Raw genomic sequence first — 25,749 nt, 5'->3', positions numbered from 1 at the left:
CCGGGCGGCCATTCTCCTGGAGCCATCGAGGGCAACGCCCGATCAGCCACACCCGGTCCTCCCGGACCGCCAACATTCTTAAGGACTCCCGATGACCACCACCCTGCGGCCGGCCGGGCCGCTCCAGCAGATCCCCGACGGCGCCCGATCGCGCACCTACGACGTCTGTGTCAACAGCCGCCGCGTGGGCGCCGTCGAACTCGGCACCCTCCCCGGGGCCGGACGGCGCGCCACCGGGGTGATCCGTTCGCTCGGCATCGACGAGCCGGACCGACGACGCGGCCGGGGCACCGTCGCCGCGCTCGCCGCCGAGGAGGTGCTGCGCGGCTGGGGCTGCGACCAGGTCACCGCCTCCGTACCGGTGAGCGCCGAGGCCGCGCTGCGCATGGCGACCGCCCTCGGTTACACCGAGCGCAGCCGCACGCTGGCCAAGGACCTCACCGGTCCGCCTCCCGGGCCGCCGGCGCGGATCGAGGTCCGGCCGATGAAGGAGGCGGAGTTCGAGCGGTGGGCGGACCGCTCCGTGGAGCGGTTCGCCCGCAGCTGGGCCGAGCACGGCGTACCGGAGGACCGGGCGAGGACGCAGGCCGAGGCGAGCCGTCGCCGCCATCTGCCGGACGGTCTCGCCACCGAGGGCGCCGCCCTCCACGTCGCGGTCCGGGACGGTGTCCCCGTCGGGCACCTGTGGACCGGCCGGATGGAGTGGCCCTCCGGGGAGGAGGCCGCGTTCGTGTACGACATCGAGGTCGCCGACGCCCTGCGCGGCCAGGGGTACGGGCGTGCCCTGATGCTGTACGCCGAGCGGCTGGCCCTGGGGGCGGGGGAGCGCCGCATCGGCCTGCACGTCTTCGCCGACAACACCCGGGCCCTGCGGCTCTACGGGTCGCTCGGCTACCGGGCGACCCACATCCACTGGTTCAAGCCGCTGCTCTAGGTCGTGTCCGGGACGTCTCCGCGTCCGGCCGCAGGACGTCGCGGGCCGGGCGGGCCTTCGCGGGACAGCACACCTAGGACGCGGCGGAGTCGTCCCGCCCGGCCAGCAGGCGGTCGGCGATCTCCTCGACGCGCTCGCGCAGCCCCTCCTGGCTCTTGCCGCCGTCCAGCCGCTCGCCGCCGATCACGTACGTCGGGGTGCCGGTGACGCCGATCGCCTTGCCTTCGGCCTGGTCGGCGTCGACGATCAGCAGGTGGCGGCCGTCGATGAGCGCCGTGTCGAACTCCTCGGCGTCCAGGCCGAGTTCGCGCGCCGTGTCGATCAGGACGCGTTCCCCCTTCGCCGCCAGCTCCTCGGTCCTGGCCAGCACCGCCTCCGCGTAGGGCCAGCCCCGGCCCTGCTCGATCGCCTCCTCGGCGGCCTGTGCGGCGGCGTACGCGTGCCGGTGCTTCTCCAGCGGGAAGTGCCGCAGCCGTGCCTCCAGGCGGTCCCCGTACCGGGCGCGCAGTGCGCGCAGGTCGTCCAGGGCGGCGTGGCAGTCGGGGCACTGGAGCTCGCACCAGACGTCGAGGACGACGGGCGGTGCGGTGCGGTCGGTGGTGGAGTCGTTCATGGGGGCAGTGTCCCAGCCGGACGGGCGTCATCCCAACCGGGACCTGGGGAGGAGGGCCTCCCGGAGATGTCCCGGAGATCCGCTGCTGGGCCGGTGGGCGCCATGGCCCCGGTGGGCCCTCACGGTGCACGATGGAAGGGACGTACCGCCCCGCGCCGCCTGGAGGACCGGATGCTTGCCGAGACGATTTGCTCCGCTGTTTCCGCGGCCGGGCTGGGCATCGCGGCGATCACCGCGTACCGCAGGAGGTTCCTGGCCGCCGTCCGGATCGCCGCGTACGCGCTGGTTCCGGTCGGGCTGGTGATGACCGGGGTCGTGGAGTGGCTGGCCGGGACCGCGTTCAGCCCGGTGGCGTGGGCCGGGTTCGGTGTCCTGGGCCTGTCCTGGCTGCTGTTCACGACGGCCCGGGCGGTCGAGCGGCGCAGGGGCGGCGCCCCGCGCGCGGTCCGCGAGGAGCGCGCTGCCGCCAAGGGCCGTCAGGACGGGCGCGCGGCGGTCGCGCCGGCCGCGTCCGCCCCCTCGCCGGGAGCCGCCGGCCGTGCCACGGCGAAGCCCTCCGACGACTTCAGCGACATCGAGGCGATCCTCAAGAAGCACGGGATCTGACCGCAGGGCATCGCCCAGGAACCACGGGAAGGGGTGAACTGCCCCGCCAATACTCCGCGTTCGCCGTTCACGGACCGCCGCGCTGCGCCATGATCGGCCGCGAGATGCTGGAAACCTCGCGGGAGTCGTCCCCCGCCCCCACCGATGCCGCCGACACCACCCTCGAGGAGCGACGCGGATGTCTTTTCGCGCTCTCCCAGCCGCCGTTGATGATCTTCCTGGCGGTGATCGGCTGCCTGCTGCTGATGGCCGCCGTGCACGACCTGTTCGTGCTCTGAGCGCCCGCTGACGCACCCGGCTCAGCCGGCCGCCGCCTCCTTGCGGCGGGCCCGGTACGCCGCCACATGGAGCCGGTTACCGCAGGTACGGCTGTCGCAGTACCGCCGCGAGCGGTTGCGCGACAGGTCGACGAAGGCCCGTCCGCAGTCCGGCGCCTCGCAGCGGCGCAGGCGGTCCTGTTCCCCGGCGACCACGATGAACGCCAGTGCCATGCCGCAGTCGGCGGCCAGGTGGTCGGCGACCGACGCGCCGGGCGCGAAGTAGTGCACGTGCCAGTCGTAGCCGTCGTGGTCGGTGAGCTGCGGTGTCGTCCCCGCCCCGGCCACCAGCTGGTTGATCAGCTCGGCCGCGGTACGGGCGTCGGGCGCCGCGAAGACGTCGGCGAATCGATTTCGCACGCCGCGCACGGCCCGCAGGTCCGGTTCGCCGAGCTCACCGACACCGCTGATCTCGTGGCTCCGTACGAAGGCGTACAGCGCCGGGACGTCCCCGAGGCCGTCGCCCCGTCCGCCTTCCGGCGCGGTGTTCATCAGGTCGACGACGGTGTCGAGCGCGATCCGGGTGTCGTGGGGGATCAGCACGATTCCCTCCCTGGCCTGTCGCGGGCGGGCGCCCGCCGGATTGCGCCGACTCTAGCGGCTCGCCCGCGGGGCGCCCGGGCGGTGTCCGGGGCGGAGGGGCCGGAGGGGGTGCCGGTGGCCGGAACGCGCACCGGCGCCGCCGCCGCGGTGGTGTCCGCGGTGACGGCGCCGGTGTCGCCGTACACGGCCGCTCACGGCCGTACGAGCTCTCCGCGCGGCGCCGTCGCCCCGAGTCGGACGGCGCCGTGCGGTCGGCGGCCTGACCTCAGCTTTCGGCCAGGATGTGCGAGAGCTCCGTGTCGAGGTCGAAGTGACGATGCTCGGTGCCGGGCGGCACCGCGGCGTCGGTCCGCTTCAGGAACGACTCCAGTGCGCGCGCCGGGGCTTCCAGCAGGGCTTCGCCCTCCGGGGAGCTCAGCGCGATGCAGACGACGCCCTGACCGTGGCTGCGGGACGGCCAGACTCTGACGTCGCCGGTGCCTGTGGGGCGGTGTAGCCCTTCGGCGAGAAGGTCGCGGGCGAACACCCACTCGACCGTCTCCTCGGCTCCGGTGTGGAAGGTGGCGTGCACGGCGTAGGGATCGGCCGTGTCATACCGCAGGCCCGCCGGTACAGGCAGTGAGGACTCGCTCGACACAACGAGGCGCAGGTGCAGCTCGCAGCTGACCGTGGTGTTCATAAGCGCCAGGGCCTTTCGCTCAGTGTGCGCTCGGGGATTCGCACGTCGGCGAAATCGACATGCCACCTACGGTGCCGTTGTAAACCCCTCTGTCTGTTTTGTGGCCCTTGAGGTACCTCGTATGGCGGTGTGCAAGCGGCAGTTATGTGTCCATTCCGGTACCTGGGGAACGTCGGGTAGGTTGGGCCTCATGAACGCGGAGAGTGACGAGCGGGAAAAGGTCGCCCGAGCGGCGACCACAGCGCCCGCGACGGGGGACGTGACGGAGGAGGTGACCGCCGAACCGGCTCTCGGCTCGCGGGCGCCCGAGTTCATCAAGGCGCGCAGGACGCTCCACGTCAGCTGGCAGCTCGGCGTCTTCGTCGTCGGCCTGGCCGTCGTGGCGGCCGGTGTCGCGATGCTGGTACTGCCGGGGCCCGGCTGGGTCGTGATCTTCGGCGGCATGGCGATCTGGGCGACCGAGTTCGTCTGGGCGCAGCTGGTGCTCCGCTGGACGAAGCGGAAGGTGACCGAGGCGGCACAGCGAGCCCTCGACCCGAAGGTCCGGCGGCGCAACATCATCCTGACCACGGTCGGTCTGGTGATCATGGCCGCGCTGGTCGGCGTGTACCTGTGGAAGTACGGGTTCGCCATGCCCTGGAACATCGACAAGTGAGCGCGTGACCCGGCCCGAGGTGGTCGGGAGCATCGCTGACATGCGGTAATGTTTGCGGTGCGCCCGGGCGATTAGCTCAGTGGGAGAGCGCTTCGTTCACACCGAAGAGGTCACTGGTTCGAACCCAGTATCGCCCACCACCCGGCTCGAAGGCCCCGGAGACCCCGTCTCCGGGGCCTTCGGCGTCCCCCCGGCGTCAGCCCATCCGGCCCAGGGTCTCCCGCAGCCGCCGGGCATCGCGCAGCCGCTGCTCGTACGTCGCGCCCACCGCCAGCAGCAGCAGCCCGGCCAGCGCGGGCGGCAGCCAGCGGGGCAGCGCGCCGACCGCCTGGACGACGTACGGCGCCAGCTCGTGCAGCCCGTCAAGGGCCAGCACCGCCCCGCCCAGCAGCAGCGGCGCCCGCAAACGCAGCCGGGCCCCGGCCAGCGTGACGGCCAGCGCCACCAGACCGAGCAGCAGCGGACGCGGCCAGCCCGCGTCCGCCCACGCCGCGAACAGGCTCGGCACCAGAGCCGTGCCCAGACCCGGGCCGTACGCCGCCCACGACGACGCCCCCGGGTCGCGCTGCCTGCGCACCACGCCCACCACGAGCGCGGGCACCGCCACCGGGAGCGCGTACGCCTCCGGGAACGACACCCCCGAGGCGGCCAGCCGCACCCAGGTCGCCGCCACGAACAGCGCGGTGGCCGCGTACCCGGCCGCGGGGCGCCGCTCCGGGCGAACCGCCGTGGCCGCCGCCAGCACGCCGCACAGGGCCAGCGCGAGCGCCAGGACGGCCGGGCGGGCCGACGCCAGCCCGACCGCGACGGCTCCGGTCGCGGCGCCGGCCAGCTCCACCGGCAGGGCGACCGGGTGGCGCCGCAGGCCCGCCCCGACCGCCACCGTCGCCACCGGCACGGCCAGCAGCGCCATCCCCGTCAGGTGGACCGGCAGCTCCGCCGCGGCGGCGACGGCACCCACACAGCCGGTCGCCGCCACCACCGCGGCGCACGCCATCACCGTGCGGCGGGTGCCGTGCCCGGCGAAAGCCCCGCCCGCGAGGAGCCCCACCAGCACCCCGAGGACCGCGACCGCCTCCGCCCCCGTACCCCACGCCCCGGCGGCGGCGAGCAGCCCGCCCAGCAGCGCCCCGCCCAGAGCGACGTCCCCCAGCGCGCCCTCGGCCTCCCGCGCCTCCGGCAGCCGGACGGTCAGCGGCGCCGGGCGCACCGCCAGGACCAGGAACCCGGCCGTCAGCAGGAGCCGGGCCACCGGCGTGGCCGCGTACGGCAGCGACAGCGCACCGGGCAGAGCGCACCCCGCCGTCCAGGCCAGGGCGAGCGCCCCGCAGCGCGCCGGCCGCAGTCGCAGCGACGCCAGCACCCCGGCGACCGTCACCGGCACCGCCACCACCGCCCACGGGACGCCCGGCAGGACACCCACCGAAGCGGCCGCCACCTGAGGCAGCGCCCACACCACCGCCAGCGCCTGCGCCCCCGCCGACGCGCCCGTCAGGCCGCGCCGCACCCCACGCGGCACCCCACCGCGCCCCGCCACCACCCACACGGCCACCGCGGCGGCCAGGTACGCCGGCACCGCCCACTCCCGAGGCACCGCCTCCCGCACCAGGCCACCGCCACCGGCCACCGCCACCGCACCGGCCACGACCGCCCACGCCACCGACCAGGACCCCGCCCCGGCCGCCACCCGCCACGCCGCGTACCCCGCCGGCCCCGCGGCCGCCAGCAGCAGCACGGCCCATCCGGCGCCCCCGCCCACCGCCGAGAACCAGGCGGCGACCAGCACCGCCGCGCCACCCGACACACCGGCGGCCGCACCGGCCACCACCCGTACCCCGGCGCCCGCCCGCACCCGCACCGCGACCGCCACGTCGAGTCCCGCCGTGGCCAGCAGTGCCCAGCACACCGCCGGCGCACCGGCCTCCGACGCCAGCGCCCACATGGGCAACGGGAGTTGACCCGCCACCACCGCCGCCGGCCCCGGCACCCGCAGCCCGCCGACCGCCGTGCCGTACGCCGCCCACAGCGCCGCCAGCGCCGCCGAGGCGACCGCCGCGTACCCCGCCGCACCGACGCCCGGCAGCCCCACCCGGTGCACCGCGTACGCGTCCAGCACCGTCAGCAGCAGCCCGACCGACGCCACCGCCTCCGCCGTCGACACCAGCCGGCGGCGCAGCAGCGCGACCGGAGCGAGCAGCGCCCCGGACGTCACCGCGGCGAGTACCGCGGCGCGGCCACCGATGCCCAAGTGCCCCCAGCCGACCAGTGTGAAGGCGACCGCGGCGACCGCCAGCAGCACCCCGCCCAGCGTCAGCAGCACGTTCTGCGCGCCGCGTGGCGTGGTCTCGGCGGCGGGACGCGACGGGGGGACCACGGCGGCCGGCGCGTACAGCACGCTCAGCAGCCACGCCCTGCGGGCCAGCAACCGCGCCCGGTGGGCGTCGAGTCGCGCCAGCTCACGATCCAGGACCACCAGCTCTTCCGCCGGTGACGGCACATTGTTCATGAGCGGAGTGTGGCCCGTCCCACACGGCACGGCATGAGCGTAGGTACTCAGGCGAGGCGTAGGTACGGGCCCGGCGAGCACACTTCGACCATGAACTGGTGCCATTACCGCTTCCGCAGCGTCTGGGAGCTGCCGGCTCCGCCGGACACCGTCTACGCCGTGCTGGACCGCCCGGAGGACTACCCCGCCTGGTGGCCGCAGGTGCGCGAGGCGACCCGGCTCGACGAGCACTCGGGCACCGCCCGCGTGCGGTCCTTCCTCCCGTACGACATCGTCGTCACCCTCACCGAACGGCGCCGGGACCCGGTCGCCCGCGTGCTGGAGACCGCGCTCGGCGGAGACCTGGAGGGGTGGGCCCGCTGGACCCTCACCTCGCCCGCGCCGGGGCGCACTCGCGCCCTCTACGAGCAGGAGGTCGACGTCCGGCGGCCCCTGCTGCGCCGCCTCGCGCTGCCGGCCCGGCCGCTCCTCCGCGCCAACCACGCCCTGATGATGCGGGCCGGCCGCCGGGGGCTGGCCGCGCACGTGCGTGCGGTTTGAACGACACGGGCCGGGACCTGTATGGTTCAGTGCGTTCCCGGGCGATTAGCTCAGTGGGAGAGCGCTTCGTTCACACCGAAGAGGTCACTGGTTCGAACCCAGTATCGCCCACCGGGGAAGGCCGGTCCGTGACTCACGGACCGGCCTTCGCGCTTGCCGGCCCGCGTCCGCGTCACGCCGCCGCCGGCAGCTCCGGGCGCAGCGGCCACGCCGTGTTCACGGCCTCCTCCGAGCCGTTGCGCGCGAACCAGGCCTGAAGTCCGCGCGCCTGGGCGGCGTGCCACGCCGCCTGAAGCGTGTGCAGTTCCGCCGGCGAGAGCCGTTCCAGCCGGGACGCGAACCGGCGCCCCACCGCCCGGACGACCTCCAGCGCCGCCGTCGCGTCCGCCGCCGCGTCGTGCGCGCCCTCCAGCGCGACCCCGTACTGCGCGCACAGGTCGGTCAGCGTGCGGCGGCCCTTGCGGTACCGGTCCAGGTGCTTGTCCAGCACCCGAGGGTCCAGGACGCACATCGGGGCGTGCTGGAGATAGCGGGAGAGCGACGAGGCGCGGTGCCGGCGCAGTTCCCGGTCCAGAAGTGTCAGGTCGAACGGCGCGTTCATCACCACCAGCGGCCGGCCCGCCGCGCAGTGCTCGGCGAGCTGCCGCGCTATCTCCTCCACGACGGGCGAGGGCCAGCGGCCGTTGCGCCGCAGGTGATCGTCCGTCAGCCCGTGCACCTCGGTCGCAGCGGGCGGCACCGGTATGCCCGGATTCACCAGCCACCGGGTGGCCCGGACCCGCCCGCCCGCGGCGTCCTGCACGACGACGGCGGCGGACACGATGCGGTCCTCCTCGACGTCGACTCCCGTGGTTTCCGTGTCGAATGCGGCCAGGGGCCCCTCGTACCAGAGCGTCATACCCCGAACTCCTCGCGCGTGCCCGGCAGATGGCGTGATCCCCCTGCCCGAAACGGTGATACCCGCGCCGTTTGCACCGTACGCAACGTGGTGACAACACAGGTGAGGGGCAGTCGAACTGACACCCCGTCGTCGGCCCGGGAAGGCATGAGGAGCCATGGCGCTCGCGCAGCCCGAACCCGGCGGGCTGCTTCCCCGGCACGTCGCACCGCTGCGGGGCGCACTCGCCACCACCGCCTGCATGGAAACCCTTCAGGTGGGCTACCTCCACGCGGTCGCGGCGGCCGCCGGGTGCTCGCTCTCCCAGCCCTTTCCGGACAACGGCATCGACTGGCACGTCAGCCACAGCGCCCCCGGGCACACCGTGGACGACGAAGTCACCATCAAGGTGCAGCTCAAGTGCACCTACCAGATCCCGCCCCGTCCGGCGGGACCCACGTTCTCCTTCACCCTCGACAACGACCACCTGGTGAAGCTGGCCCGCACGCCCGTCTCGGTGCACAAGATCCTGGTCGTGATGATCGTCCCCCGGACCCGGGAGGACTGGCTGAGTGCCGGTCACGACCGTCTCGACCTGAGGCACTGCTGCTACTGGACCAACCTCGCGGGCCACCCGGTCACCGGCCGGCGCCGCACCACCGTGCGCATACCAACGAATCGGATATTCGACGACCGGGCGCTCTGCGAGATCATGACCCGGGTCGGGGCGGGAGGAAGACCCTGATGCACCGGCCGATCGACGAGCCCATGCGGCCGCACCCCAGGTCCGTGCCCGGTACGTCCGTGCCCGGTCCGCCGGGCCACGCCGGCCCCCTGGACCCCGCCCAGGTCGACCCCGGGGTCCTCGCCGCCCTGCTGGACCGGCACGGCTGGCGCCGCCGGGGCGGAGCCGCCGGCCGCTACAGCCGCTGGACCCCACCCGGCCCCGGCGCGACCAGTCTCCTGGTCCCCGAGAGCCGCGCCTTCCCCGACTGCGAGGACCTCGTCGGCGAGGCCATCGCCGCCCTCTCCCGCTGCGCCGCGCCCTCGGCGCGCGAGGTCCTCGTCGGCCTGACCGTGCCGAGCGACGAGGTCCGCTGGTGGCGGGACGTCCCCCAGGGACCCTCGGGCACCGCGGCGTGGACCGTGCAGGAGCAGTTGCGCTCCGCCGCCCGGCAGGTCCTGCTGGCCGGCGCCCTCGCGGCGCGCGGGCGCACCGGCTACCACGGCGCCCGGCACCGGCGGCAGGCCCAGGCGTCGCTGGAGGGCGTCCTGGTGGGCAACGTGCAGGGCGGGCGCGGCCTCACCGCGTTCGTGCCCGTCGACCCCGGCCGGGCGGTCACCGCGCGGCTCCACCACGCCCTGCACGCCGCGCGTGAGGCCGTCGACTACCAGCGGGCGACCGGCAGGCAGGAGGCGTTCGACTCGGCCGTCGCCGCGGGCGTGAGCCGGGAGCTGACCGAGGCACTCGTCTCCCTGGTGCGCGGTACGGAGGGTGCCCGGATCGCCCTGGCGTGGGCGCCCGCCGCGGGCGTGCCGGAGGGGTGCGCGGCCCGGCCGGAGCCGGTCGAGTTCTCGCCGGGCGACCTTCCCGCGCTGCGCGAGGCGGGCGCCCGCTACCTCCAGGACGAGCCGTCCGTGCCGGTCCGCGTCACCGGGACCGTGGTGCGGATGCGCCGGTCGGGGCCGCGGGGCGCGGGCACGGTGCGGCTGCGGGTGCTGGCCGGGGCGGAGGTGCCGTACGTACGGGTGGCGCTGGACGAGGAGTCGTACCGCACGGCCGGGCACGCGCACCTGGTCGGGCTGCCCATCCGGGTGGTGGGCAGGCTGGAGAGCCGAGGCGGTTTCCGGCGTCTGACCGACGCCTCGGGGGTCGTCCCGGTGCAGGTCGACGAGGCGGAGCGGGACCGGCTGATGAAGTCCCTCCACGAGGCCCCGGGCTACTTCGGGGAGGCGTGCGGGCCCGCGGAGTGAGCCCCGGAGCGGGGGAAACCGTTTCGCGGCCGGGCCCGGCGGCTCGGTACCATGACGTCTGGCCGTCGCCATACGTCATGCGGCGCGCTGCCCCTTCAGTCAGGAGAGACCGGTGTCAGACGTCCGTGTGATCATCCAACGCGATTCCGAGCGGGAAGAGCGCGTGGTGACGACGGGCACTACTGCCGCCGACCTCTTCACCGGTGAGCGCACCGTCGTCGCCGCCCGGGTCGCGGGCGAGCTGAAGGACCTGGCGTACGAGATCGCCGACGGCGAGACCGTCGAGCCGGTGGAGATCTCCTCCGAGGACGGCCTGAACATCCTCCGCCACTCCACCGCGCACGTCATGGCGCAGGCCGTGCAGGAGCTGTTCCCCGAGGCCAAGCTGGGCATCGGCCCGCCGGTCAAGGACGGCTTCTACTACGACTTCGACGTCGAGCGCCCCTTCACCCCCGATGACCTGAAGGCCATCGAGAAGAAGATGCAGGAGATCCAGAAGCGCGGGCAGCGCTTCTCCCGCCGCGTGGTGACCGACGAGGCCGCCCGCGAGGAGCTGGCGGGCGAGCCGTACAAGCTGGAGCTCATCGGCATCAAGGGGTCCGCGTCCAGCGACGACGGCGCGGACGTCGAGGTGGGCGGCGGCGAGCTGACCATCTACGACAACCTCGACGCCAAGACCGGCGAGCTGTGCTGGAAGGACCTCTGCCGGGGCCCCCACCTGCCCACCACCCGGAACATCCCGGCGTTCAAGCTGATGCGCAACGCCGCGGCGTACTGGCGCGGCAGCGAGAAGAACCCGATGCTCCAGCGCATCTACGGCACCGCGTGGCCGTCCAAGGACGAGCTGAAGGCCCACCTGGACTTCCTCGCCGAGGCCGAGAAGCGCGACCACCGCCGCCTGGGCACCGAACTGGACCTGTTCTCCGTGCCGGACCAGATCGGCTCCGGCCTCGCGGTCTTCCACCCCAGGGGCGGCATCATCCGCCGGGTCATGGAGGACTACTCGCGCCGCCGCCACGAGGAGGAGGGGTACGAGTTCGTCTACACCCCGCACGCCACCAAGGGCCGCCTCTTCGAGACCTCCGGTCACCTGGACTGGTACGCCGACGGCATGTACCCGCCCATGCAGCTCGACGAGGGCGTGGACTACTACCTCAAGCCCATGAACTGCCCGATGCACAACCTGATCTTCGACGCGCGCGGCCGGTCCTACCGCGAGCTGCCGCTGCGCCTGTTCGAGTTCGGGACGGTGTACCGGTACGAGAAGTCCGGCGTCGTGCACGGCCTGACCCGCGCCCGCGGCTTCACCCAGGACGACGCGCACATCTACTGCACCAAGGAGCAGATGGCGGAGGAGCTCGACAAGACGCTCACCTTCGTCCTGAACCTGCTGCGCGACTACGGCCTGAACGACTTCTACCTGGAGCTGTCCACCAAGGACCCGGAGAAGTTCGTCGGCTCGGACGAGATCTGGGAGGAGGCCACCGAGACCCTGCGGCAGGTGGCCGAGAAGCAGGGGCTGCCGCTGACCCCGGACCCGGGCGGCGCGGCCTTCTACGGCCCGAAGATCTCGGTCCAGGCGAAGGACGCCATCGGCCGGACCTGGCAGATGTCGACCGTCCAGCTCGACTTCAACCTGCCCGAGCGGTTCAACCTGGAATACACCGCCCCGGACGGCTCCCGCCAGCGGCCGGTCATGATCCACCGCGCGCTGTTCGGCTCGATCGAGCGGTTCTTCGCGGTGCTGCTGGAGCACTACGCGGGCGCCATGCCGCCGTGGCTGGCCCCCGTGCAGGCGGTCGGCATCCCGATCGGTGACGCCCACGTCGAGTACCTGCGGGAGTTCGCCGCCGAGGCGAAGAGGAAGGGCCTGCGGGTAGAGGTGGACGCCTCCTCGGACCGGATGCAGAAGAAGATCCGCAACCACCAGAAGCTGAAGGTCCCGTTCATGATCATCGTCGGTGACGACGACATGGCCGCGGGTACCGTCTCCTTCCGCTACCGCGATGGTTCGCAGGAGAACGGCGTTCCGCGTGACCAGGCGCTGGCGAAGCTCGCGGACGTCGTGGAGCGTCGCGTCCAGGTGTGACGCACGATGCCGAGGGGCGGTCCCGATCGACGGGGCCGCCCCTCGGTTCTCGCTCCACCGCCAGCGAATATGCTGGCTCGCATGACGACTGAGCCGGAGCAGCAGATCGGAGTCGGGACGCCTGACGCGTTCCAGCGCCTGTGGACGCCCCACCGGATGGCGTACATCCAGGGGGAGAACAAGCCGACCGGCCCCGGCGCCGACGACGGCTGTCCGTTCTGCGCCATCCCGGCCAAGTCGGACGAGGACGGCCTCGTCGTCGCGCGGGGTGAGACGGTGTACGCCGTGCTCAACCTGTACCCGTACAACGGCGGGCACCTGATGATCGTCCCCTTCCGGCACGTCGCCGACTACACGGAGCTGGACGACGCCGAGACGGCCGAGCTGGCGCTGCTGACCAAGCAGGCGATGGTCGCGCTGCGGACCGCGTCCGGGGCGCACGGCTTCAACATCGGGCTCAACCAGGGCAGCGCGGCCGGGGCCGGCATCGCCGCCCACCTGCACCAGCACATCGTCCCGCGCTGGGGCGGTGACACCAACTTCATGCCGGTCGTCGGCCACACCAAGGTGCTGCCGCAGCTCCTCGGCGACACCAGGCGGATGCTCGCCGACGCCTGGCCCACCGCCTAGCCGCGCGACGCCCGGTGCGCCGCCGCGACGCGTGGCGCCCGGCCCATCGCGGCGCCCGCGTCACGCGTCGTACGTGTCCGCCTTCTTCGGCATCGGGTCCTGGACGCTGCCGCTGAGGACCATCGACCGGTTGGCGAAGCGCTCGGTGTCCACGCCGTGCTCGTCGAGCATCTTGATGGTCGCGGTGTGCACCGCCCGCATGACCGGGGTCGCCGCGCGGATGGCGTCGTCGGCCATGAAACGGTGGCGCCAGGGCTGGGAGGCCCAGGCGTGCCGCAGCCCGAAGGGCTCCGGCAGGACCAGCTTGCCGCCGAGGAAGTCCAGCACCGGCGGGAACCAGGTCAGCGGCGCCCGGACCGCGAGGCGCACCACCTCGTCGTTGTCGATCAGCGGCAGCGGGATCTCCTTGGTCTCCCAGAACCGTACGGTCTTCGAGACCACCTTCTTCTTGGGCTCCGGCTTCGTCATGAACAGGCCGTGCACGGGGCCGAGGGCGTGCCCGGTGACCTCGATGCGCAGCGTGTGCAGGAGCGCCGTGACGGTGACCATCATCGTGAGGACCAGCTGGCCGTCCCACAGCACGAACTGCACGCCCAGGTAGTGGCGGTTGCCCTTGCCGAACTGGTTCTCGTTGCAGACGCGCTGTATCTCGTGCGGCTTCACCTGGTACGCCACGACGTCCTCGCCCTCCGGCCGGGCGACCTCCTTGGCCCCCTCCCCGACGGGGGTGACGATCCAGTGCTTCACGGACGGGGTGGGGAACCCGGTCTTGAGAGTGCCGCGCTCCAGCAGCTTGAGCTCGTCGTGGATGGGGCGGATCACGTCCCAGGTGCGGAAGGCGTGGATCTCCTTGCCCTCCTTCGGGACGAGTTCCTCGGCGAGGTGCCAGCTGCCCCAGCGGGTCCCCATGCCGAGGATGCCCTTGGGTCCGGCGTAGAAGACGACGTTGGAACGCTGCTCGGCGGTGAGCTTCTCCAGCTGGAGGCGCAGCTCCTCGGCGGCGGTCTCGTTGGGGTCGTGCGGCACCGCTTCGGGGATCTTTGGGCCGATGCCGCCACCGCCGCTGAGCAGGGACTCCCAGCGGGCCCGCAGGTCCTTCGCGGTCGATTCGCAGATCCGCTTGGCCAGGAACCAGCCGATCACCGGGGCGACGAACATGGCGCGGAGGTAGAGCGCGAGGAAACCGGTGAACGGCAGCTTGAAGAGGAACAGGGCGGCCAGGATGCCCACCCCGACGAGCAGCAGGGTGCCCAGCGCGCCGGAGCGCTTGCCGGCCGTACCGGCGGCGAGGGTGCGGCGCAGCTGGAAGACGGTCAGCCACACCAGCATGCCCGGCAGGAACAGCACCCCGAAGAGCACGGTGATGAGCGTCAGCCGGGTGTCCCGCTGCTTGCGGATGTTGGAGGCGGCCAGACAGTGCTCCACGACCGGCTGGGGATCGGTGCCGAAGGACTGGATGAGCGGTTTGCGGGCGCCGCCGAGCATCCGGACCTGCACGGCGCGGGAGAACGCCTCGCCGAGGGTCGGTTTGAAGAGCGAGAACCTGCCCTTGGTGACGGTCGACTCGTGCCACTCGTTGTTGGCCTTGAGGATCTCCTCGACGTCGACGTTCTCCCGGTACGCGGCAGAGGCCAGCGCGTGCGTCGCCACGGTCTGCCCGGCCGAGCCCTGGAGCGGGACCTGCGCTCCGGGACCGAAACTGTCCATTGTCACTTCGCCGCCCCCATCGCCGCGTCTGTCCGCACTGCGGTCTGTTCCCAACCCCCGTGCCCGGCACACCTGGTGAGCGGGGCACTCCAGCCTATCGAGGACGTGGGCCGCGCGTCGGCGGACGGCGCGATACCGCCCGCCCCAGGGGGTGGGGCGGGCGGCGGTACGGGGAACTCCGGTCAGGCCGCGACGCGTTCGCGGACCTTCTCGGCGACCTGCGGGGGCATCGCCTCGTGGCGTGCGTAGGAGCGGTCGAAGCGGCCGGTTCCGTGGGAGAGGGAGCGGAGGTCGACGGCGTACCGCCCGATCTCGATCTCGGGTACGTCGGCCCGTACGAGCGTCCGTCCCTGACCGGCCTGTTCGGTGCCGATGACGCGTCCGCGCCGGCCGGAAAGGTCGCTCATCACCGGGCCGACGAACTCGTCCGGTACCAGGACTTGGAGTTCGGCGACCGGTTCGAGGAGGTTGATGCGGGCGTCGGCCGCCGCCTCGCGCAGCGCCAGGGCGCCGGCCGTCTGGAAGGCCGCGTCGGAGGAGTCGACCGAGTGCGCCTTGCCGTCCAGGAGCGTGACGCGCACGTCGACGAGGGGGTGGCCGGCGGCGACGCCCTTGGCGGCCTGGGCGCGTACGCCCTTCTCGACGGACGGGATGAACTGGCGCGGTACGGCTCCGCCGACGACCTTGTCGACGAACTCGATGCCGGAGCCGGGCGGCAGCGGTTCCACCTCGATCTCGCAGATCGCGTACTGCCCGTGCCCGCCGGACTGCTTGACGTGCCGCCCGCGGCCCGAGGCCCGTCCGGCGAACGTCTCGCGCAGCGACACCTTGTGCGGCACGACGTCGACCTGGACGCCGTAGCGGCTGCGCAGGCGCTCCAGCGCGACGTCCTTGTGGGCCTCGCCCAGGCACCACAGCACGACCTGGTGGGTGTCCTGGTTCTGTTCCAGGCGCATCGTCGGATCCTCGGCGACGAGCCGGGAGAGCCCCTGTGACAGCTTGTCCTCGTCCGCCTTGCTGTGCGCCTGGATGGCGAGCGGCAGCAGCGGGTCGGGCATCGTCCAGGGCTCCATCAGAAGCGGGTCGTCCTTGGCGGAGAGGGTGTCGCCGGTCTCCGCACGGGACAGCTTCCCGACGCACGCCAGGTCGCCGGCGACGCAGTGGTCGAGCTGCCGCTGCTGTTTGCCGAACGGCGCGGTCAGCGCGCCGATCCGCTCGTCGACGTCATGGTCCTCATGGCCCCGGTCGGCCAGGCCGTGCCCCGACACGTGGACGGTCTCGTCGGGGCGCAGCGTCCCGGAGAAGACCCGTACCAGGGAGATCCGGCCGACGTAGGGGTCGGAGGAGGTCTTGACGACCTCGGCCACGAGCGGCCCGTCCGGGTCGCAGGTGATCGCCGGACGGGGAGCGCCCTGGGGGCTGGTGACGGCGGGGGCCTCCCGCTCCAGCGGGGTGGGGAAGCCGCGGGTGATCAGATCAAGCAGCTCGACGGTGCCCAGGCCCTGATGTCCGCCGGGTGCGGCGGGGGCGGCGGCGAGGACGGGGTGGAAGGAGCCGCGTGCCACGGCCTTCTCCAGGTCCTCGATGAGGGTCTTGAGGTCGATCTCCTCGCCGCCGAGGTAGCGGTCCATCAGGGACTCGTCCTCACTCTCGGCGATGATCCCCTCGATCAGGCGGTTGCGGGCCCCCGCGATGAGCGGGAGCTGGGCGGCCTCGGGAGGGTTCTCCCGCCGCTCGCCCGACGCGTAGTCGAAGACCTTCCGCGTGAGGAGCCCCACGAGACCGGTGGCGGGGGAGTGCCCGTCGGGCGCCTGGGGGCCCAGCACGGGGACGTAGAGCGGGAGGATGGCGTCGGGGGCGTCGCCGCCGAAGACCCGGGCCAGCACCCGGGTCAGCTCGTCGAAGTCGACGCGCGCGGTGTCGAGGTGGGTGACGACGACGGCGCGGGGCATGCCGACCGCCGCGCACTCCTCCCACACCATGCGGCAGGACCCGGCGACCGCGTCGGCCTCCTGGGCGGCCGAAACCACGAAGAGGGCCGCGTCCGCGGCGCGCAGACCGGCCCTGAGTTCCCCGACGAAGTCGGCGTATCCGGGGGTGTCCAGCAGGTTGATCTTGTACCCGCCCCATTCGAGGGGGACGAGGGACAGCTGTACGGAGCGTTGCTGGCGGTGTTCGATCTCGTCGTAGTCGGAGACCGTGCCGCCCTCCTCGACCCGGCCCGCCCGGTTGACCGCTCCGGCGGTCAGCGCGAGGGCCTCCACGAGGGTCGTCTTGCCGGATCCGCTGTGGCCGACCAGCACCACGTTCCGTATCGACGAGGGCTGGTCGGCCGTCATAGCCCTGCCGGCGGCCCCGGGGTGTGCGTTCGCCTTGTCGCCCATGATTCTTCCTCCCGATCGCGAGTGCACGCGGGGTGCACGGTGGAGGTGGGGGCGCGGGCGCGGGGGAGCCTCCTTGGGCAGCTCCGGCGGTGCCCGCGGTCGTCTTTCGAGCTTTCCACTCAGGCCAGGTTGCGTCCATACGTCCGACACCGCGACGGGAGCGGGGTGCCCGGGGCCGGCGGGTGGTGCTGCCTGGCTACGATGGGCCAGCCGGTGGCCGTAGGGGCCGCACGGCCCACCGACCCTCGGGAAGGCCATGCTGAACAAGTACGCGCGTGCATTCTTCACGCGTGTTCTCACACCGTTCGCCGCGTTTCTGCTCCGCCGCGGGGTCAGCCCCGACGCCGTGACGCTCATCGGCACGGCCGGCGTGGTGGTGGGCGCGCTGGTCTTCTTCCCCCGGGGGGAGTTCTTCTGGGGCACGATCGTCATCACGCTGTTCGTCTTCTCCGACCTGGTGGACGGCAACATGGCCCGTCAGGCGGGCATCTCCAGCCGCTGGGGGGCCTTCCTGGACTCGACCCTGGACCGGGTCGCCGACGGTGCGATCTTCGGCGGCTTCGCGCTGTGGTACGCCGGCAAGGGCGACGACGACATGCTGTGTGCCGTGGCCATCTTCTGCCTGGCCAGCGGTCAGGTGGTGTCGTACACCAAGGCGCGGGGCGAGTCGATCGGCCTGCCGGTGGCCGTCAACGGGCTGGTCGAGCGCGCGGAACGCCTCGTGCTGTCACTGGTCGCGGCCGGTCTCGCCGGACTGCACGGATTCGGTGTGCCGGGCGTTCAGGTGCTGCTGCCGATCGCCCTGTGGGCGGTCGCCGTGGGCTCCGCGGTGACCCTGGGGCAGCGGGTGGTCACCGTGCGGCGCGAGTCGGCCGAGGCGGACGCGGCCGGTGGTGCTGCCGGTGGCGCGAGGGGGAGTGAGGCGACGTGACGGCGGTGGGCGAGCGGCTGACCGACGCGCTGTACGGGCTCGGCTGGACCGCGGTGAAGAGGCTGCCTGAGCCCGTCGCGGCCGGGCTGGGCCGGCGCATCGCGGACACCGCGTGGAAGCGGCGCGGCCAGGGGGTGCTGCGGCTGGAGGCCAACCTCGCGCGCGTGGTCCCGGACGCCTCCCCGGAGCGGCTGGCGGAGCTGTCGAAGGCCGGCATGCGCTCGTACATGCGCTACTGGATGGAGTCGTTCCGGCTGCCTGAGTGGAGCGCGGCACGCGTCAAGGACGCGGTGCACATCGAGGACCTGCACCTCCTGACGGACGGCCTGGCGGCCGGCAAGGGCGTCGTCATGGGGCTGCCGCACCTGGCCAACTGGGACCTGGCGGGCGTGTGGGCCACCCGTGCGCTGGGCGTGCCGTTCACGACGGTCGCCGAGCGGCTGAAGCCCGAGACGCTGTACGACCGTTTCGTGGCCTACCGGGAGTCGCTCGGCATGGAGGTCCTGCCGCACACCGGCGGCTCGGCGTTCGGGACACTGGCGCGGCGGCTGCGGGCCGGCGGGCTGGTGTGCCTGGTCGCCGACCGGGACCTGTCGGCGTCGGGTGCCGAGGTGACGTTCTTCGGCGAGACGGCGCGGATGCCCGCCGGCCCCGCGATGCTCGCGCAGCAGACCGGCGCGCTGCTGCTGCCCGCGACGCTCTGGTACGACGGCACATCGGTGATGAAGGGGCGCGTGCACCCGCCGGTGGACGTGCCGCGGACCGGTACGCGCAAGGAGAAGTCCGCCGTCATGACGCAGGCGCTGGCCGACGCCTTCGCCGCCGGGATCGCCGACCACCCCGAGGACTGGCACATGCTGCAGCGGCTGTGGCTCGCCGACCTGGACCCCGCGAAGGGACCCGAGGCGTGAGGATCGGCATCGTCTGTCCGTACTCCTGGGACGTACCGGGCGGCGTCCAGTTCCACATCCGGGACCTGGCAGAGCACCTGATCCGGCTCGGCCACGAAGTGTCGGTGCTGGCCCCGGCCGACGACGAGACGCCGCTGCCGCCGTACGTCGTGTCGGCGGGCCGCGCGGTCCCCGTGCCGTACAACGGCTCGGTGGCCCGGCTGAACTTCGGGTTCCTGTCGGCGGCACGCGTGCGGCGGTGGCTGCACGACGGCACCTTCGACGTGATCCACATCCACGAGCCCGCGTCGCCGTCGCTGGGGCTGCTGTCCTGCTGGGCGGCGCAGGGCCCGATCGTGGCCACGTTCCACACGTCGAACCCGCGGTCGCGGGCGATGATCGCCGCGTACCCGATCCTCCAGCCCGCGCTGGAGAAGATCAGCGCGCGGATCGCGGTGAGCGAGTACGCCCGCCGGACGCTGGTCGAGCACCTGGGCGGCGACGCGGTCGTCATCCCCAACGGAGTGGACGTCGACTTCTTCGCCAAGGCCGAGCCGAACCCGGAGTGGCAGGGCGGCACGATCGGGTTCATCGGCCGGATCGACGAGCCGCGCAAGGGCCTGCCCGTGCTGATGAGGGCCCTCCCGAAGATCCTCGCGGCCCGTCCCGGCACCCGCCTGCTGGTCGCGGGCCGGGGCGACGAGGAGGAGGCCGTCGCATCGCTCCCGGCAGGCATGCGGGAGCGCGTGGAGTTCCTCGGCATGGTCAGCGACGAGGACAAGGCGCGGCTGCTGCGCAGCGTGGACGTGTACGTGGCGCCGAACACCGGCGGTGAGAGCTTCGGCATCATCCTGGTCGAGGCCATGTCCGCGGGCGCTCCGGTGCTGGCCAGCGACCTGGACGCGTTCGCCCAGGTGCTGGACCAGGGGGCGGCGGGCGAACTGTTCGGCAACGAGGACGCCGAGGCCCTGGCCAAGGCGGCGGTCCGGCTGCTCGGCGACCCGGTGCGGCGCGCGGAGCTGCGGGAGCGGGGCAGCGCCCATGTCCGCCGCTTCGACTGGTCGACCGTCGGCGCGGACATCCTGGCGGTCTACGAAACGGTCACCGACGGCGCGGCGTCGGTCGCCACGGACGAGCGGCTGGGGCTGCGCGCGCGGTGGGGACTCGGGCGGGACTGAGGCCGTACCGGAGCGCGCGGCGAAGCCGTGGGGGGCCGCTCCCGGACGAGGTGGCCCGCGCCGCCGGCACGAGGGGATCCCCCGTACCCGGGTGGCCGGAACGGATCGCTTCGTCCGCGCCGCGGCCGGGTGCCGCTCGCCGGTGACCGGTCGGTGCGGGAAGGGGACGAGCCGGCGCCCCGGTAGCCTTTCCGCCCGTGATCGAAACCCTCATCTGGATCGTCGTCGGCCTGGTCGCGATCGGCCTCTACCTGAGCTGGACCGCCGGCCGGCTCGACCGGCTGCACGCCCGGATCGACGCGGCCCGTGCCGCGCTCGACGCGCAGCTCCTGCGCCGCGCCTCGGTCGCCCAGGAGCTGGCCACCTCGGGCGTGCTCGACCCGGCGGCGTCCATCGTGCTGTACGAGGCCGCGCACGCCGCCCGGCAGGCCGAGGAGGAGCAGCGTGAGGTCGCCGAGAGCGACCTGAGCCAGGCGCTGCGCGCGGTGTTCGGCGAGGTCGAGCAGGTCGAGGCGGTACGGGAGGCACCCGGCGGCGAACAGGCGGCCGGGGAGCTGGCGGCGGCGGTGCGCCGGGTGCCGATGGCCCGCCGGTTCCACAACGACTCGGTGCGGGCGGCCAGGGCGCTGCGTCGGCACCGCACCGTGCGCTGGTTCCGGCTGGCGGGCCACGCTCCGTTCCCGCTGGCCTTCGAGATGGACGACGAGCCGCCGACGGCCCTGGCGGACCGGCCCGGCAGCGGCTGAGGTGGGGGACAAGGGCCACCGGGGCGCTGATCGTCCGGCCAAAAACGAGCCACCGGCTCATCATTGGCCCTTGATGTGGCCTGGGTGGCCCGGGTTTCCTCGGTGTAGTTGAAACCACCCCGTTTCTTGAGTGAGGTCCATCCGTGTCCAGCACCAGCACCCCGCAGTCCCCCGAGACCGGCACCGCCCGCGTCAAGCGCGGCATGGCCGAGCAGCTCAAGGGCGGCGTGATCATGGACGTGGTCAACGCCGAGCAGGCCAAGATCGCCGAGGACGCCGGCGCGGTGGCCGTCATGGCCCTCGAGCGGGTCCCGGCCGACATCCGCAAGGACGGCGGTGTGGCCCGGATGTCCGACCCCAACATGATCGAGGAGATCATCGACGCGGTCTCCATCCCGGTCATGGCCAAGTCCCGCATCGGCCACTTCGTCGAGGCCCAGGTGCTGCAGTCCCTCGGCGTGGACTACATCGACGAGTCCGAGGTCCTCACCCCGGCCGACGAGGTCAACCACTCCGACAAGTGGGCCTTCACCACCCCCTTCGTCTGTGGCGCCACGAACCTGGGCGAGGCCCTGCGCCGCATCGCCGAGGGCGCGGCCATGATCCGCTCCAAGGGCGAGGCCGGCACCGGCAATGTCGTCGAGGCCGTCCGCCACCTGCGCCAGATCAAGAACGAGATCGCCAAGCTGCGCGGCTTCGACAACAACGAGCTCTACGCCGCGGCCAAGGAGCTGCGCGCCCCCTACGAGCTCGTCAAGGAGGTCAGCGAGCTCGGCAAGCTGCCGGTCGTGCTGTTCTCCGCCGGTGGCGTCGCCACCCCGGCCGACGCCGCGCTGATGCGCCAGCTCGGTGCCGAGGGCGTCTTCGTCGGCTCCGGCATCTTCAAGTCGGGCGACCCGGCCAAGCGCGCCGCCGCCATCGTGAAGGCCACCACCTTCTACGACGACCCGAAGATCATCGCGGACGCCTCCCGCAACCTGGGCGAGGCCATGGTCGGCATCAACTGCGACACCCTGCCCGAGGCCGAGCGCTACGCGAACCGGGGCTGGTGATGACCACTCCGCTCATCGGCGTCCTGGCCCTCCAGGGCGACGTGCGCGAACACCTGATCGCCCTGGCCGCGGCGGACGCCGTGGCCAGGCCGGTCCGGCGTCCCGAGGAGCTCGCCGAGGTCGACGGCCTGGTCATCCCCGGCGGCGAGTCCACCACCATCTCCAAGCTGGCCGAGCTGTTCGGTCTCATGGAGCCGCTGCGTGAGCGGGTCAAGGCGGGCATGCCCGTCTACGGCACCTGCGCGGGCCTGATCATGCTCGCCGACAAGATCCTCGACCCGCGCTCGGGCCAGGAGACGCTCGGCGGCATCGACATGATCGTCCGCCGCAACGCCTTCGGGCGCCAGAACGAGTCCTTCGAGGCGGCCGTCGAGGTCGCGGGCGTCGAGGGCGGGCCGGTGGAGGGCGTCTTCATCCGCGCCCCCTGGGTCGAGTCGATCGGTGCCCGGGCCGAGGTCGTCGCCGAGCACGACGGCCACATCGTCGCCGTACGGCAGGGCAACGCCCTCGCCACGTCGTTCCACCCCGAACTGACCGGCGACCACCGGGTGCACGCCCTGTTCGTCGACATGGTGCGCGCGGCGGCCTGACCCGATCCCGGTAGGATCTCTGGGGTTCGTTCAGAAATGGGTTACGCGAAGGAGACAGGCAGATGTCCGGCCACTCTAAATGGGCTACGACGAAGCACAAGAAGGCCGTGATCGATGCCAAGCGCGGCAAGCTCTTCGCGAAGCTGATCAAGAACATCGAGGTCGCGGCCCGCACCGGCGGCGGCGACCCCGATGGCAACCCCACGCTCTACGACGCCATCCAGAAGGCCAAGAAGAGCTCGGTCCCGAACAAGAACATCGACTCCGCGGTCAAGCGCGGCGCCGGCCTGGAGGCCGGTGGCGCCGACTACGAGACGATCATGTACGAGGGTTACGGCCCCAACGGCGTCGCGGTGCTCATCGAGTGCCTCACCGACAACCGCAACCGCGCCGCCTCCGACGTCCGCGTCGCCATGACCCGCAACGGCGGCTCCATGGCCGACCCGGGCTCGGTGTCGTACCTGTTCAACCGCAAGGGCGTCGTCATCGTCCCCAAGGGCGAGCTGAGCGAGGACGACGTCCTGGCCGCCGTCCTGGAGGCGGGCGCCGAAGAGGTCAACGACCTCGGCGAGAGCTTCGAGGTCCTCAGCGAGGCCACCGACCTGGTCGCGGTCCGCACCGCCCTCCAGGAGGCCGGCATCGACTACGACTCGGCCGACGCCAACTTCGTCCCCACCATGCAGGTCGAGCTGGACGAGGACGGCGCGCGCAAGATCTTCAAGCTGATCGACGCGCTGGAGGACAGCGACGACGTGCAGAACGTCTTCGCCAACTTCGACGTCTCCGACGACGTCATGGCGAAGGTCGACGCCTGACCCACCCACACGCGGCGGGGGGGGGGGGGGGGGAACAACCCCCCCCCCCCCCCCCCCCCCCCCCCCCCCCCCCCCCCCCCCCCCGCCGCGTTGTCGGTGCCACCCGATAGCCTGCACAAACAGTTGAGCGAAGGAGGGGTGGCGTGCGCGTTCTGGGGGTGGACCCGGGGCTGACCCGGTGCGGTATCGGCGTCGTCGAGGGCGTCGCCGGGCGCCCGCTGACCATGCTCGGCGTCGGTGTCGTCCGTACGCCCGCGGACGCGGACATCGGCCACCGCCTCGTCGGGATAGAGCGCGGCATCGAGGAGTGGCTGGACGCCCACCGCCCCGAGATGGTCGCGGTGGAGCGGGTTTTCAGCCAGCACAACGTGCGTACGGTGATGGGCACGGCCCAGGCCAGCGCCGTCGCCATGCTGTGCGCGTCCCGCCGGGGCATCCCGGTCACCCTGCACACCCCCAGCGAGGTCAAGGCCGCCGTCACCGGCAGCGGCCGCGCCGACAAGGCCCAGATCGGCGCCATGGTCACCCGGCTGCTCCGGCTCGACGCCCCGCCGAAGCCGGCCGACGCCGCCGACGCCCTCGCCCTCGCCATCTGCCACATCTGGCGGGCCCCCGCCCAGAACCGCCTCCAGCGGGCGGTCGCCGCACACCACGCAAGGAAAGGCCCCACCGCATGATCGCCTTTGTCTCCGGCCCGGTCGCCGCCCTCGCCCCGACCACCGCCGTGATCGAGGTCGGCGGCATCGGGATGGCCGTCCAGTGCACGCCCGACACCCTCTCGGGGCTGAGGGTGGGTCAGGAGGCGAAGCTCGCCACGTCGTTGGTGGTACGGGAGGACTCGCTCACCCTGTACGGCTTCGCCGACGACGACGAGCGGCAGGTGTTCGAACTGCTCCAGACCGCCAGCGGGGTCGGCCCGCGCCTCGCCCAGGCCATGCTCGCCGTGCACACGCCGGACGCCCTGCGCGTCGCGGTGGCGTCCGGTGACGAGAAGGCGCTCACGGCGGTGCCGGGCATCGGCAAGAAGGGCGCGCAGAAGCTGCTGCTGGAACTGAAGGACCGGCTCGGGGAACCGATCGGCGCCCACATCGGCCGGCAGGGCGTCGGCACGGCGGTCACCGCGTCCTGGCGCGACCAGCTGCACGCCGCCCTGATCGGGCTGGGGTACGCCACCCGCGAGGCCGACGAGGCGGTGTCCGCCGTCTCCCCGCAGGCGGAGGCGGCGGGCGGCGACCCGCAGATCGGGCAGCTGCTGAAGGCCGCCCTCCAGACGCTGAACCGCACCCGATGACCCTCCACCCGTGCGGCTCCGCCGCCCTGACCACACGAGGCAATCCGCAGTGAACTGGGACGACGACACCGACATCAGCAGCACGCCGGCCGCCGCCGACCGGCTCGTCGGGGCGTCCGCCGACGGGGAGGACCAGGCCGTCGAGGCGGCCCTGCGGCCCAAGTCGCTCGACGAGTTCGTCGGCCAGGAGCGGGTGCGCGAACAGCTCGACCTGGTGCTCAAGGCCGCCCTGGCCCGAGGCGCCACCGCCGACCACGTCCTGCTGTCCGGCGCCCCCGGTCTCGGCAAGACCACCCTGTCCATGATCATCGCGGCGGAGATGGGCGCCCCCATCCGCATCACCTCCGGCCCCGCCATCCAGCACGCCGGCGACCTCGCCGCCATCCTCTCCTCCCTCCAGGAGGGCGAGGTCCTCTTCCTGGACGAGATCCACCGGATGTCGCGGCCGGCCGAGGAGATGCTGTACATGGCCATGGAGGACTTCCGCGTCGACGTCATCGTCGGCAAGGGCCCCGGCGCCACCGCCATCCCGCTGGAACTGCCGCCCTTCACCCTCGTCGGCGCCACCACCAGGGCCGGCCTGCTGCCGCCCCCGCTGCGCGACCGCTTCGGCTTCACCGCCCACATGGAGTTCTACGCACCGGCCGAGCTCCAGCGCGTCATCCACCGCTCCGCCCAGCTGCTGGACGTCGAGATCGACACCGACGGCGCCGCCGAGATCGCCGGCCGGTCCCGCGGCACCCCCCGCATCGCCAACCGCCTGCTGCGCCGCGTCCGCGACTACGCCCAGGTCAAGGCCGACGGCCGGATCACCCGCGAGATCGCCGCCACCGCGCTCAAGGTGTACGAGGTGGACGACCGCGGCCTTGACCGCCTCGACCGGGCCGTGCTCAAGGCCCTGCTCAAGCTGTTCGGCGGCGGACCCGTCGGTCTGTCCACCCTCGCCGTGGCCGTCGGCGAGGAGCGCGAGACGGTCGAGGAAGTGGCCGAACCCTTCCTCGTACGCGAGGGCCTGCTCGCCCGCACGCCCCGGGGCAGGGTCGCCACGCCCGCCGCGTGGACGCACCTCGGGCTCGTGCCACCGCAGGCAGGCGGCGCGGGAAGTGGACAACAGGGGCTCTTCGGGGCGTGACGGCGAGGAGACTCGCCGGGGCAGGAACCGCGGTGCCATGCTGGGCGTTGTTCCATTGATGCGGACTCGC

Annotated in this window: 26 protein-coding genes and 2 tRNA genes; 21 read left to right on the top strand and 7 right to left on the bottom strand. The window is 72.9% G+C overall.

Translation table 11 applies throughout. The annotated features are described in order from the left end of the window. The first annotated feature begins 91 nt into the window (after positions 1-91). Positions 92-934 (top strand): GNAT family N-acetyltransferase, encoded by an 843-nt coding sequence (locus tag AC07DW_RS16425; protein ID WP_478858328.1) that lies wholly within the window; start codon positions 92-94, stop codon positions 932-934. Between the two features lie 73 nt (positions 935-1,007). On the opposite strand, the gene AC07DW_RS16420 is transcribed toward AC07DW_RS16425, so the two are convergent. Further along, on the bottom strand, positions 1,008-1,547 hold the full coding sequence (locus AC07DW_RS16420; protein WP_478858327.1) for a DsbA family protein: 540 nt from the start codon (positions 1,545-1,547) through the stop codon (positions 1,008-1,010). Positions 1,548-1,718: 171 nt separating this feature from the next. On the opposite strand from AC07DW_RS16420, the gene AC07DW_RS16415 reads away from it, so the two are divergent. Both AC07DW_RS16415 and AC07DW_RS16410 read left to right on the top strand, forming a co-directional pair. Beyond that, positions 1,719-2,153 (top strand): hypothetical protein, encoded by a 435-nt coding sequence (locus AC07DW_RS16415; RefSeq protein ID WP_478858326.1) that lies wholly within the window; start codon positions 1,719-1,721, stop codon positions 2,151-2,153. A 104-nt stretch (positions 2,154-2,257) separates the two neighbouring features. After that, positions 2,258-2,431: a hypothetical protein gene (locus AC07DW_RS16410; RefSeq protein WP_478858325.1), complete on the top strand. Its 174-nt coding sequence runs from the start codon at positions 2,258-2,260 to the stop codon at positions 2,429-2,431. A gap of 21 nt (positions 2,432-2,452) precedes the next feature. Here the strand turns inward: AC07DW_RS16410 and AC07DW_RS16405 are convergent, their stop codons facing one another. Both AC07DW_RS16405 and AC07DW_RS16400 read right to left on the bottom strand, forming a co-directional pair. Continuing rightward, positions 2,453-3,013 carry a CGNR zinc finger domain-containing protein gene (locus tag AC07DW_RS16405; RefSeq protein WP_478858324.1) on the bottom strand — a complete coding sequence of 187 codons (561 nt, stop codon included), beginning with the start codon at positions 3,011-3,013 and terminating at the stop codon, positions 2,453-2,455. 265 nt (positions 3,014-3,278) lie between these two features. Beyond that, entirely contained in the window at positions 3,279-3,692 is a 414-nt protein-coding gene (locus tag AC07DW_RS16400; RefSeq protein WP_003959770.1) for an SsgA family sporulation/cell division regulator, read from the bottom strand. A gap of 190 nt (positions 3,693-3,882) precedes the next feature. Here AC07DW_RS16400 and AC07DW_RS16395 point away from each other — a divergent pair, with 190 nt between their 5' ends. Both AC07DW_RS16395 and AC07DW_RS16390 read left to right on the top strand, forming a co-directional pair. After that, positions 3,883-4,347 carry a TIGR02611 family protein gene (locus AC07DW_RS16395; protein ID WP_478858323.1) on the top strand — a complete coding sequence of 155 codons (465 nt, stop codon included), beginning with the start codon at positions 3,883-3,885 and terminating at the stop codon, positions 4,345-4,347. Between the two features lie 65 nt (positions 4,348-4,412). Continuing rightward, a tRNA-Val gene (locus AC07DW_RS16390) sits at positions 4,413-4,487 on the top strand. 56 nt (positions 4,488-4,543) lie between these two features. Here the strand turns inward: AC07DW_RS16390 and AC07DW_RS16385 are convergent. After that, positions 4,544-6,853 carry an SCO7613 C-terminal domain-containing membrane protein gene (locus AC07DW_RS16385; protein ID WP_478858322.1) on the bottom strand — a complete coding sequence of 770 codons (2,310 nt, stop codon included), beginning with the start codon at positions 6,851-6,853 and terminating at the stop codon, positions 4,544-4,546. 90 nt (positions 6,854-6,943) lie between these two features. Between AC07DW_RS16385 and AC07DW_RS16380 the strand changes: the two genes are divergently transcribed. Both AC07DW_RS16380 and AC07DW_RS16375 read left to right on the top strand, forming a co-directional pair. After that, positions 6,944-7,393, top strand: a complete 450-nt coding sequence (locus tag AC07DW_RS16380) for an SRPBCC family protein (protein WP_478858321.1) — start codon at positions 6,944-6,946, stop codon at positions 7,391-7,393. A gap of 39 nt (positions 7,394-7,432) precedes the next feature. Beyond that, positions 7,433-7,504: transfer RNA gene (locus AC07DW_RS16375), tRNA-Val, on the top strand. Positions 7,505-7,565: 61 nt separating this feature from the next. Here AC07DW_RS16375 and AC07DW_RS16370 read toward each other — a convergent pair. Continuing rightward, complete coding sequence (locus tag AC07DW_RS16370) at positions 7,566-8,291, bottom strand: exonuclease domain-containing protein (RefSeq protein ID WP_478858320.1); 726 nt, start codon at positions 8,289-8,291, stop codon at positions 7,566-7,568. 157 nt (positions 8,292-8,448) lie between these two features. Here AC07DW_RS16370 and AC07DW_RS16365 point away from each other — a divergent pair, with 157 nt between their 5' ends. From AC07DW_RS16365 to AC07DW_RS16350, 4 genes are all read left to right on the top strand, one after another. Then, positions 8,449-9,015, top strand: a complete 567-nt coding sequence (locus AC07DW_RS16365) for a DUF4365 domain-containing protein (RefSeq protein ID WP_478858319.1) — start codon at positions 8,449-8,451, stop codon at positions 9,013-9,015. Continuing rightward, a complete protein-coding gene (locus tag AC07DW_RS16360; protein WP_478858318.1) occupies positions 9,015-10,244 on the top strand; it encodes a hypothetical protein in 1,230 nt (409 codons plus the stop codon). Before AC07DW_RS16365 ends, AC07DW_RS16360 begins: the two co-directional genes overlap by 1 nt. Before the next feature lie 112 nt (positions 10,245-10,356). Then, complete coding sequence (thrS, locus tag AC07DW_RS16355; RefSeq protein WP_478858317.1) at positions 10,357-12,333, top strand: threonine--tRNA ligase; 1,977 nt, start codon at positions 10,357-10,359, stop codon at positions 12,331-12,333. 69 nt (positions 12,334-12,402) lie between these two features. Beyond that, the gene (locus AC07DW_RS16350; protein WP_478858316.1) at positions 12,403-12,963 is read left to right on the top strand and encodes an HIT family protein; all 561 of its coding nucleotides are present in this window, start codon (positions 12,403-12,405) and stop codon (positions 12,961-12,963) included. 60 nt (positions 12,964-13,023) lie between these two features. On the opposite strand, the gene AC07DW_RS16345 is transcribed toward AC07DW_RS16350, so the two are convergent. Together AC07DW_RS16345 and AC07DW_RS16340 are read right to left on the bottom strand one after the other, a co-directional pair. Further along, the gene (locus AC07DW_RS16345) at positions 13,024-14,670 is read right to left on the bottom strand and encodes a hypothetical protein (RefSeq protein ID WP_478858338.1); all 1,647 of its coding nucleotides are present in this window, start codon (positions 14,668-14,670) and stop codon (positions 13,024-13,026) included. 182 nt (positions 14,671-14,852) lie between these two features. Further along, on the bottom strand, positions 14,853-17,054 hold the full coding sequence (locus AC07DW_RS16340) for an elongation factor G-like protein EF-G2 (RefSeq protein WP_478858315.1): 2,202 nt from the start codon (positions 17,052-17,054) through the stop codon (positions 14,853-14,855). Positions 17,055-17,310: 256 nt separating this feature from the next. Between AC07DW_RS16340 and pgsA the strand changes: the two genes are divergently transcribed. The 10 genes from pgsA to ruvB all read left to right on the top strand — a co-directional run bounded on the left by pgsA (position 17,311) and on the right by ruvB (position 25,679). Next, positions 17,311-17,985: a phosphatidylinositol phosphate synthase gene (pgsA, locus tag AC07DW_RS16335; RefSeq protein WP_478858314.1), complete on the top strand. Its 675-nt coding sequence runs from the start codon at positions 17,311-17,313 to the stop codon at positions 17,983-17,985. Between the two features lie 5 nt (positions 17,986-17,990). Next, a complete protein-coding gene (locus AC07DW_RS16330) occupies positions 17,991-18,896 on the top strand; it encodes a phosphatidylinositol mannoside acyltransferase (RefSeq protein WP_478858337.1) in 906 nt (301 codons plus the stop codon). Beyond that, positions 18,893-20,053 carry a glycosyltransferase family 4 protein gene (locus tag AC07DW_RS16325; protein ID WP_478858313.1) on the top strand — a complete coding sequence of 387 codons (1,161 nt, stop codon included), beginning with the start codon at positions 18,893-18,895 and terminating at the stop codon, positions 20,051-20,053. Before AC07DW_RS16330 ends, AC07DW_RS16325 begins: the two co-directional genes overlap by 4 nt. Positions 20,054-20,250: 197 nt before the next feature. Beyond that, positions 20,251-20,799: a hypothetical protein gene (locus AC07DW_RS16320; RefSeq protein WP_478858312.1), complete on the top strand. Its 549-nt coding sequence runs from the start codon at positions 20,251-20,253 to the stop codon at positions 20,797-20,799. Between the two features lie 143 nt (positions 20,800-20,942). Continuing rightward, positions 20,943-21,851: a pyridoxal 5'-phosphate synthase lyase subunit PdxS gene (gene pdxS, locus AC07DW_RS16315; RefSeq protein ID WP_064068056.1), complete on the top strand. Its 909-nt coding sequence runs from the start codon at positions 20,943-20,945 to the stop codon at positions 21,849-21,851. After that, positions 21,851-22,441 (top strand): pyridoxal 5'-phosphate synthase glutaminase subunit PdxT, encoded by a 591-nt coding sequence (gene pdxT / locus AC07DW_RS16310; RefSeq protein WP_478858311.1) that lies wholly within the window; start codon positions 21,851-21,853, stop codon positions 22,439-22,441. The genes pdxS and pdxT overlap by 1 nt, the downstream gene beginning before the upstream one ends. 62 nt (positions 22,442-22,503) lie before the next feature. After that, positions 22,504-23,256 carry a YebC/PmpR family DNA-binding transcriptional regulator gene (locus tag AC07DW_RS16305; protein ID WP_189552813.1) on the top strand — a complete coding sequence of 251 codons (753 nt, stop codon included), beginning with the start codon at positions 22,504-22,506 and terminating at the stop codon, positions 23,254-23,256. Positions 23,257-23,399: 143 nt separating this feature from the next. Continuing rightward, the gene (ruvC, locus tag AC07DW_RS16300; protein WP_478858310.1) at positions 23,400-23,933 is read left to right on the top strand and encodes a crossover junction endodeoxyribonuclease RuvC; all 534 of its coding nucleotides are present in this window, start codon (positions 23,400-23,402) and stop codon (positions 23,931-23,933) included. Further along, entirely contained in the window at positions 23,930-24,547 is a 618-nt protein-coding gene (gene ruvA, locus AC07DW_RS16295) for a Holliday junction branch migration protein RuvA (protein ID WP_478858309.1), read from the top strand. Before ruvC ends, ruvA begins: the two co-directional genes overlap by 4 nt. Positions 24,548-24,596: 49 nt before the next feature. Then, on the top strand, positions 24,597-25,679 hold the full coding sequence (gene ruvB, locus AC07DW_RS16290; RefSeq protein WP_478858308.1) for a Holliday junction branch migration DNA helicase RuvB: 1,083 nt from the start codon (positions 24,597-24,599) through the stop codon (positions 25,677-25,679). The last annotated feature ends 70 nt before the right edge of the window (positions 25,680-25,749 follow it).

The sequence above is a fragment of the Streptomyces sp. NPDC045701 genome (genome assembly GCF_056432045.1).
This window is presented reverse-complemented; position numbering and strand designations above follow the sequence as displayed.

What these genes read in the sequence shown, in the direction of transcription:
- AC07DW_RS16425 (WP_478858328.1), top strand. Translation starts at nt 92, where the DNA reads ATGACCACCACCCTGCGGCCGGCCGGGCCGCTCCAGCAGATCCCCGAC.
- AC07DW_RS16420 (WP_478858327.1), bottom strand. Translation starts at nt 1,547, where the DNA reads ATGAACGACTCCACCACCGACCGCACCGCACCGCCCGTCGTCCTCGAC.
- AC07DW_RS16415 (WP_478858326.1), top strand. Translation starts at nt 1,719, where the DNA reads ATGCTTGCCGAGACGATTTGCTCCGCTGTTTCCGCGGCCGGGCTGGGC.
- AC07DW_RS16410 (WP_478858325.1), top strand. Translation starts at nt 2,258, where the DNA reads ATGCTGGAAACCTCGCGGGAGTCGTCCCCCGCCCCCACCGATGCCGCC.
- AC07DW_RS16400 (WP_003959770.1), bottom strand. Translation starts at nt 3,692, where the DNA reads ATGAACACCACGGTCAGCTGCGAGCTGCACCTGCGCCTCGTTGTGTCG.
- AC07DW_RS16395 (WP_478858323.1), top strand. Translation starts at nt 3,883, where the DNA reads ATGAACGCGGAGAGTGACGAGCGGGAAAAGGTCGCCCGAGCGGCGACC.
- AC07DW_RS16385 (WP_478858322.1), bottom strand. Translation starts at nt 6,853, where the DNA reads ATGAACAATGTGCCGTCACCGGCGGAAGAGCTGGTGGTCCTGGATCGT.
- AC07DW_RS16380 (WP_478858321.1), top strand. Translation starts at nt 6,944, where the DNA reads ATGAACTGGTGCCATTACCGCTTCCGCAGCGTCTGGGAGCTGCCGGCT.
- AC07DW_RS16370 (WP_478858320.1), bottom strand. Translation starts at nt 8,291, where the DNA reads ATGACGCTCTGGTACGAGGGGCCCCTGGCCGCATTCGACACGGAAACC.
- AC07DW_RS16365 (WP_478858319.1), top strand. Translation starts at nt 8,449, where the DNA reads ATGGCGCTCGCGCAGCCCGAACCCGGCGGGCTGCTTCCCCGGCACGTC.
- AC07DW_RS16360 (WP_478858318.1), top strand. Translation starts at nt 9,015, where the DNA reads ATGCACCGGCCGATCGACGAGCCCATGCGGCCGCACCCCAGGTCCGTG.
- AC07DW_RS16350 (WP_478858316.1), top strand. Translation starts at nt 12,403, where the DNA reads ATGCTGGCTCGCATGACGACTGAGCCGGAGCAGCAGATCGGAGTCGGG.
- AC07DW_RS16345 (WP_478858338.1), bottom strand. Translation starts at nt 14,670, where the DNA reads ATGGACAGTTTCGGTCCCGGAGCGCAGGTCCCGCTCCAGGGCTCGGCC.
- AC07DW_RS16340 (WP_478858315.1), bottom strand. Translation starts at nt 17,054, where the DNA reads ATGGGCGACAAGGCGAACGCACACCCCGGGGCCGCCGGCAGGGCTATG.
- pgsA (WP_478858314.1), top strand. Translation starts at nt 17,311, where the DNA reads ATGCTGAACAAGTACGCGCGTGCATTCTTCACGCGTGTTCTCACACCG.
- pdxT (WP_478858311.1), top strand. Translation starts at nt 21,851, where the DNA reads ATGACCACTCCGCTCATCGGCGTCCTGGCCCTCCAGGGCGACGTGCGC.
- AC07DW_RS16305 (WP_189552813.1), top strand. Translation starts at nt 22,504, where the DNA reads ATGTCCGGCCACTCTAAATGGGCTACGACGAAGCACAAGAAGGCCGTG.
- ruvA (WP_478858309.1), top strand. Translation starts at nt 23,930, where the DNA reads ATGATCGCCTTTGTCTCCGGCCCGGTCGCCGCCCTCGCCCCGACCACC.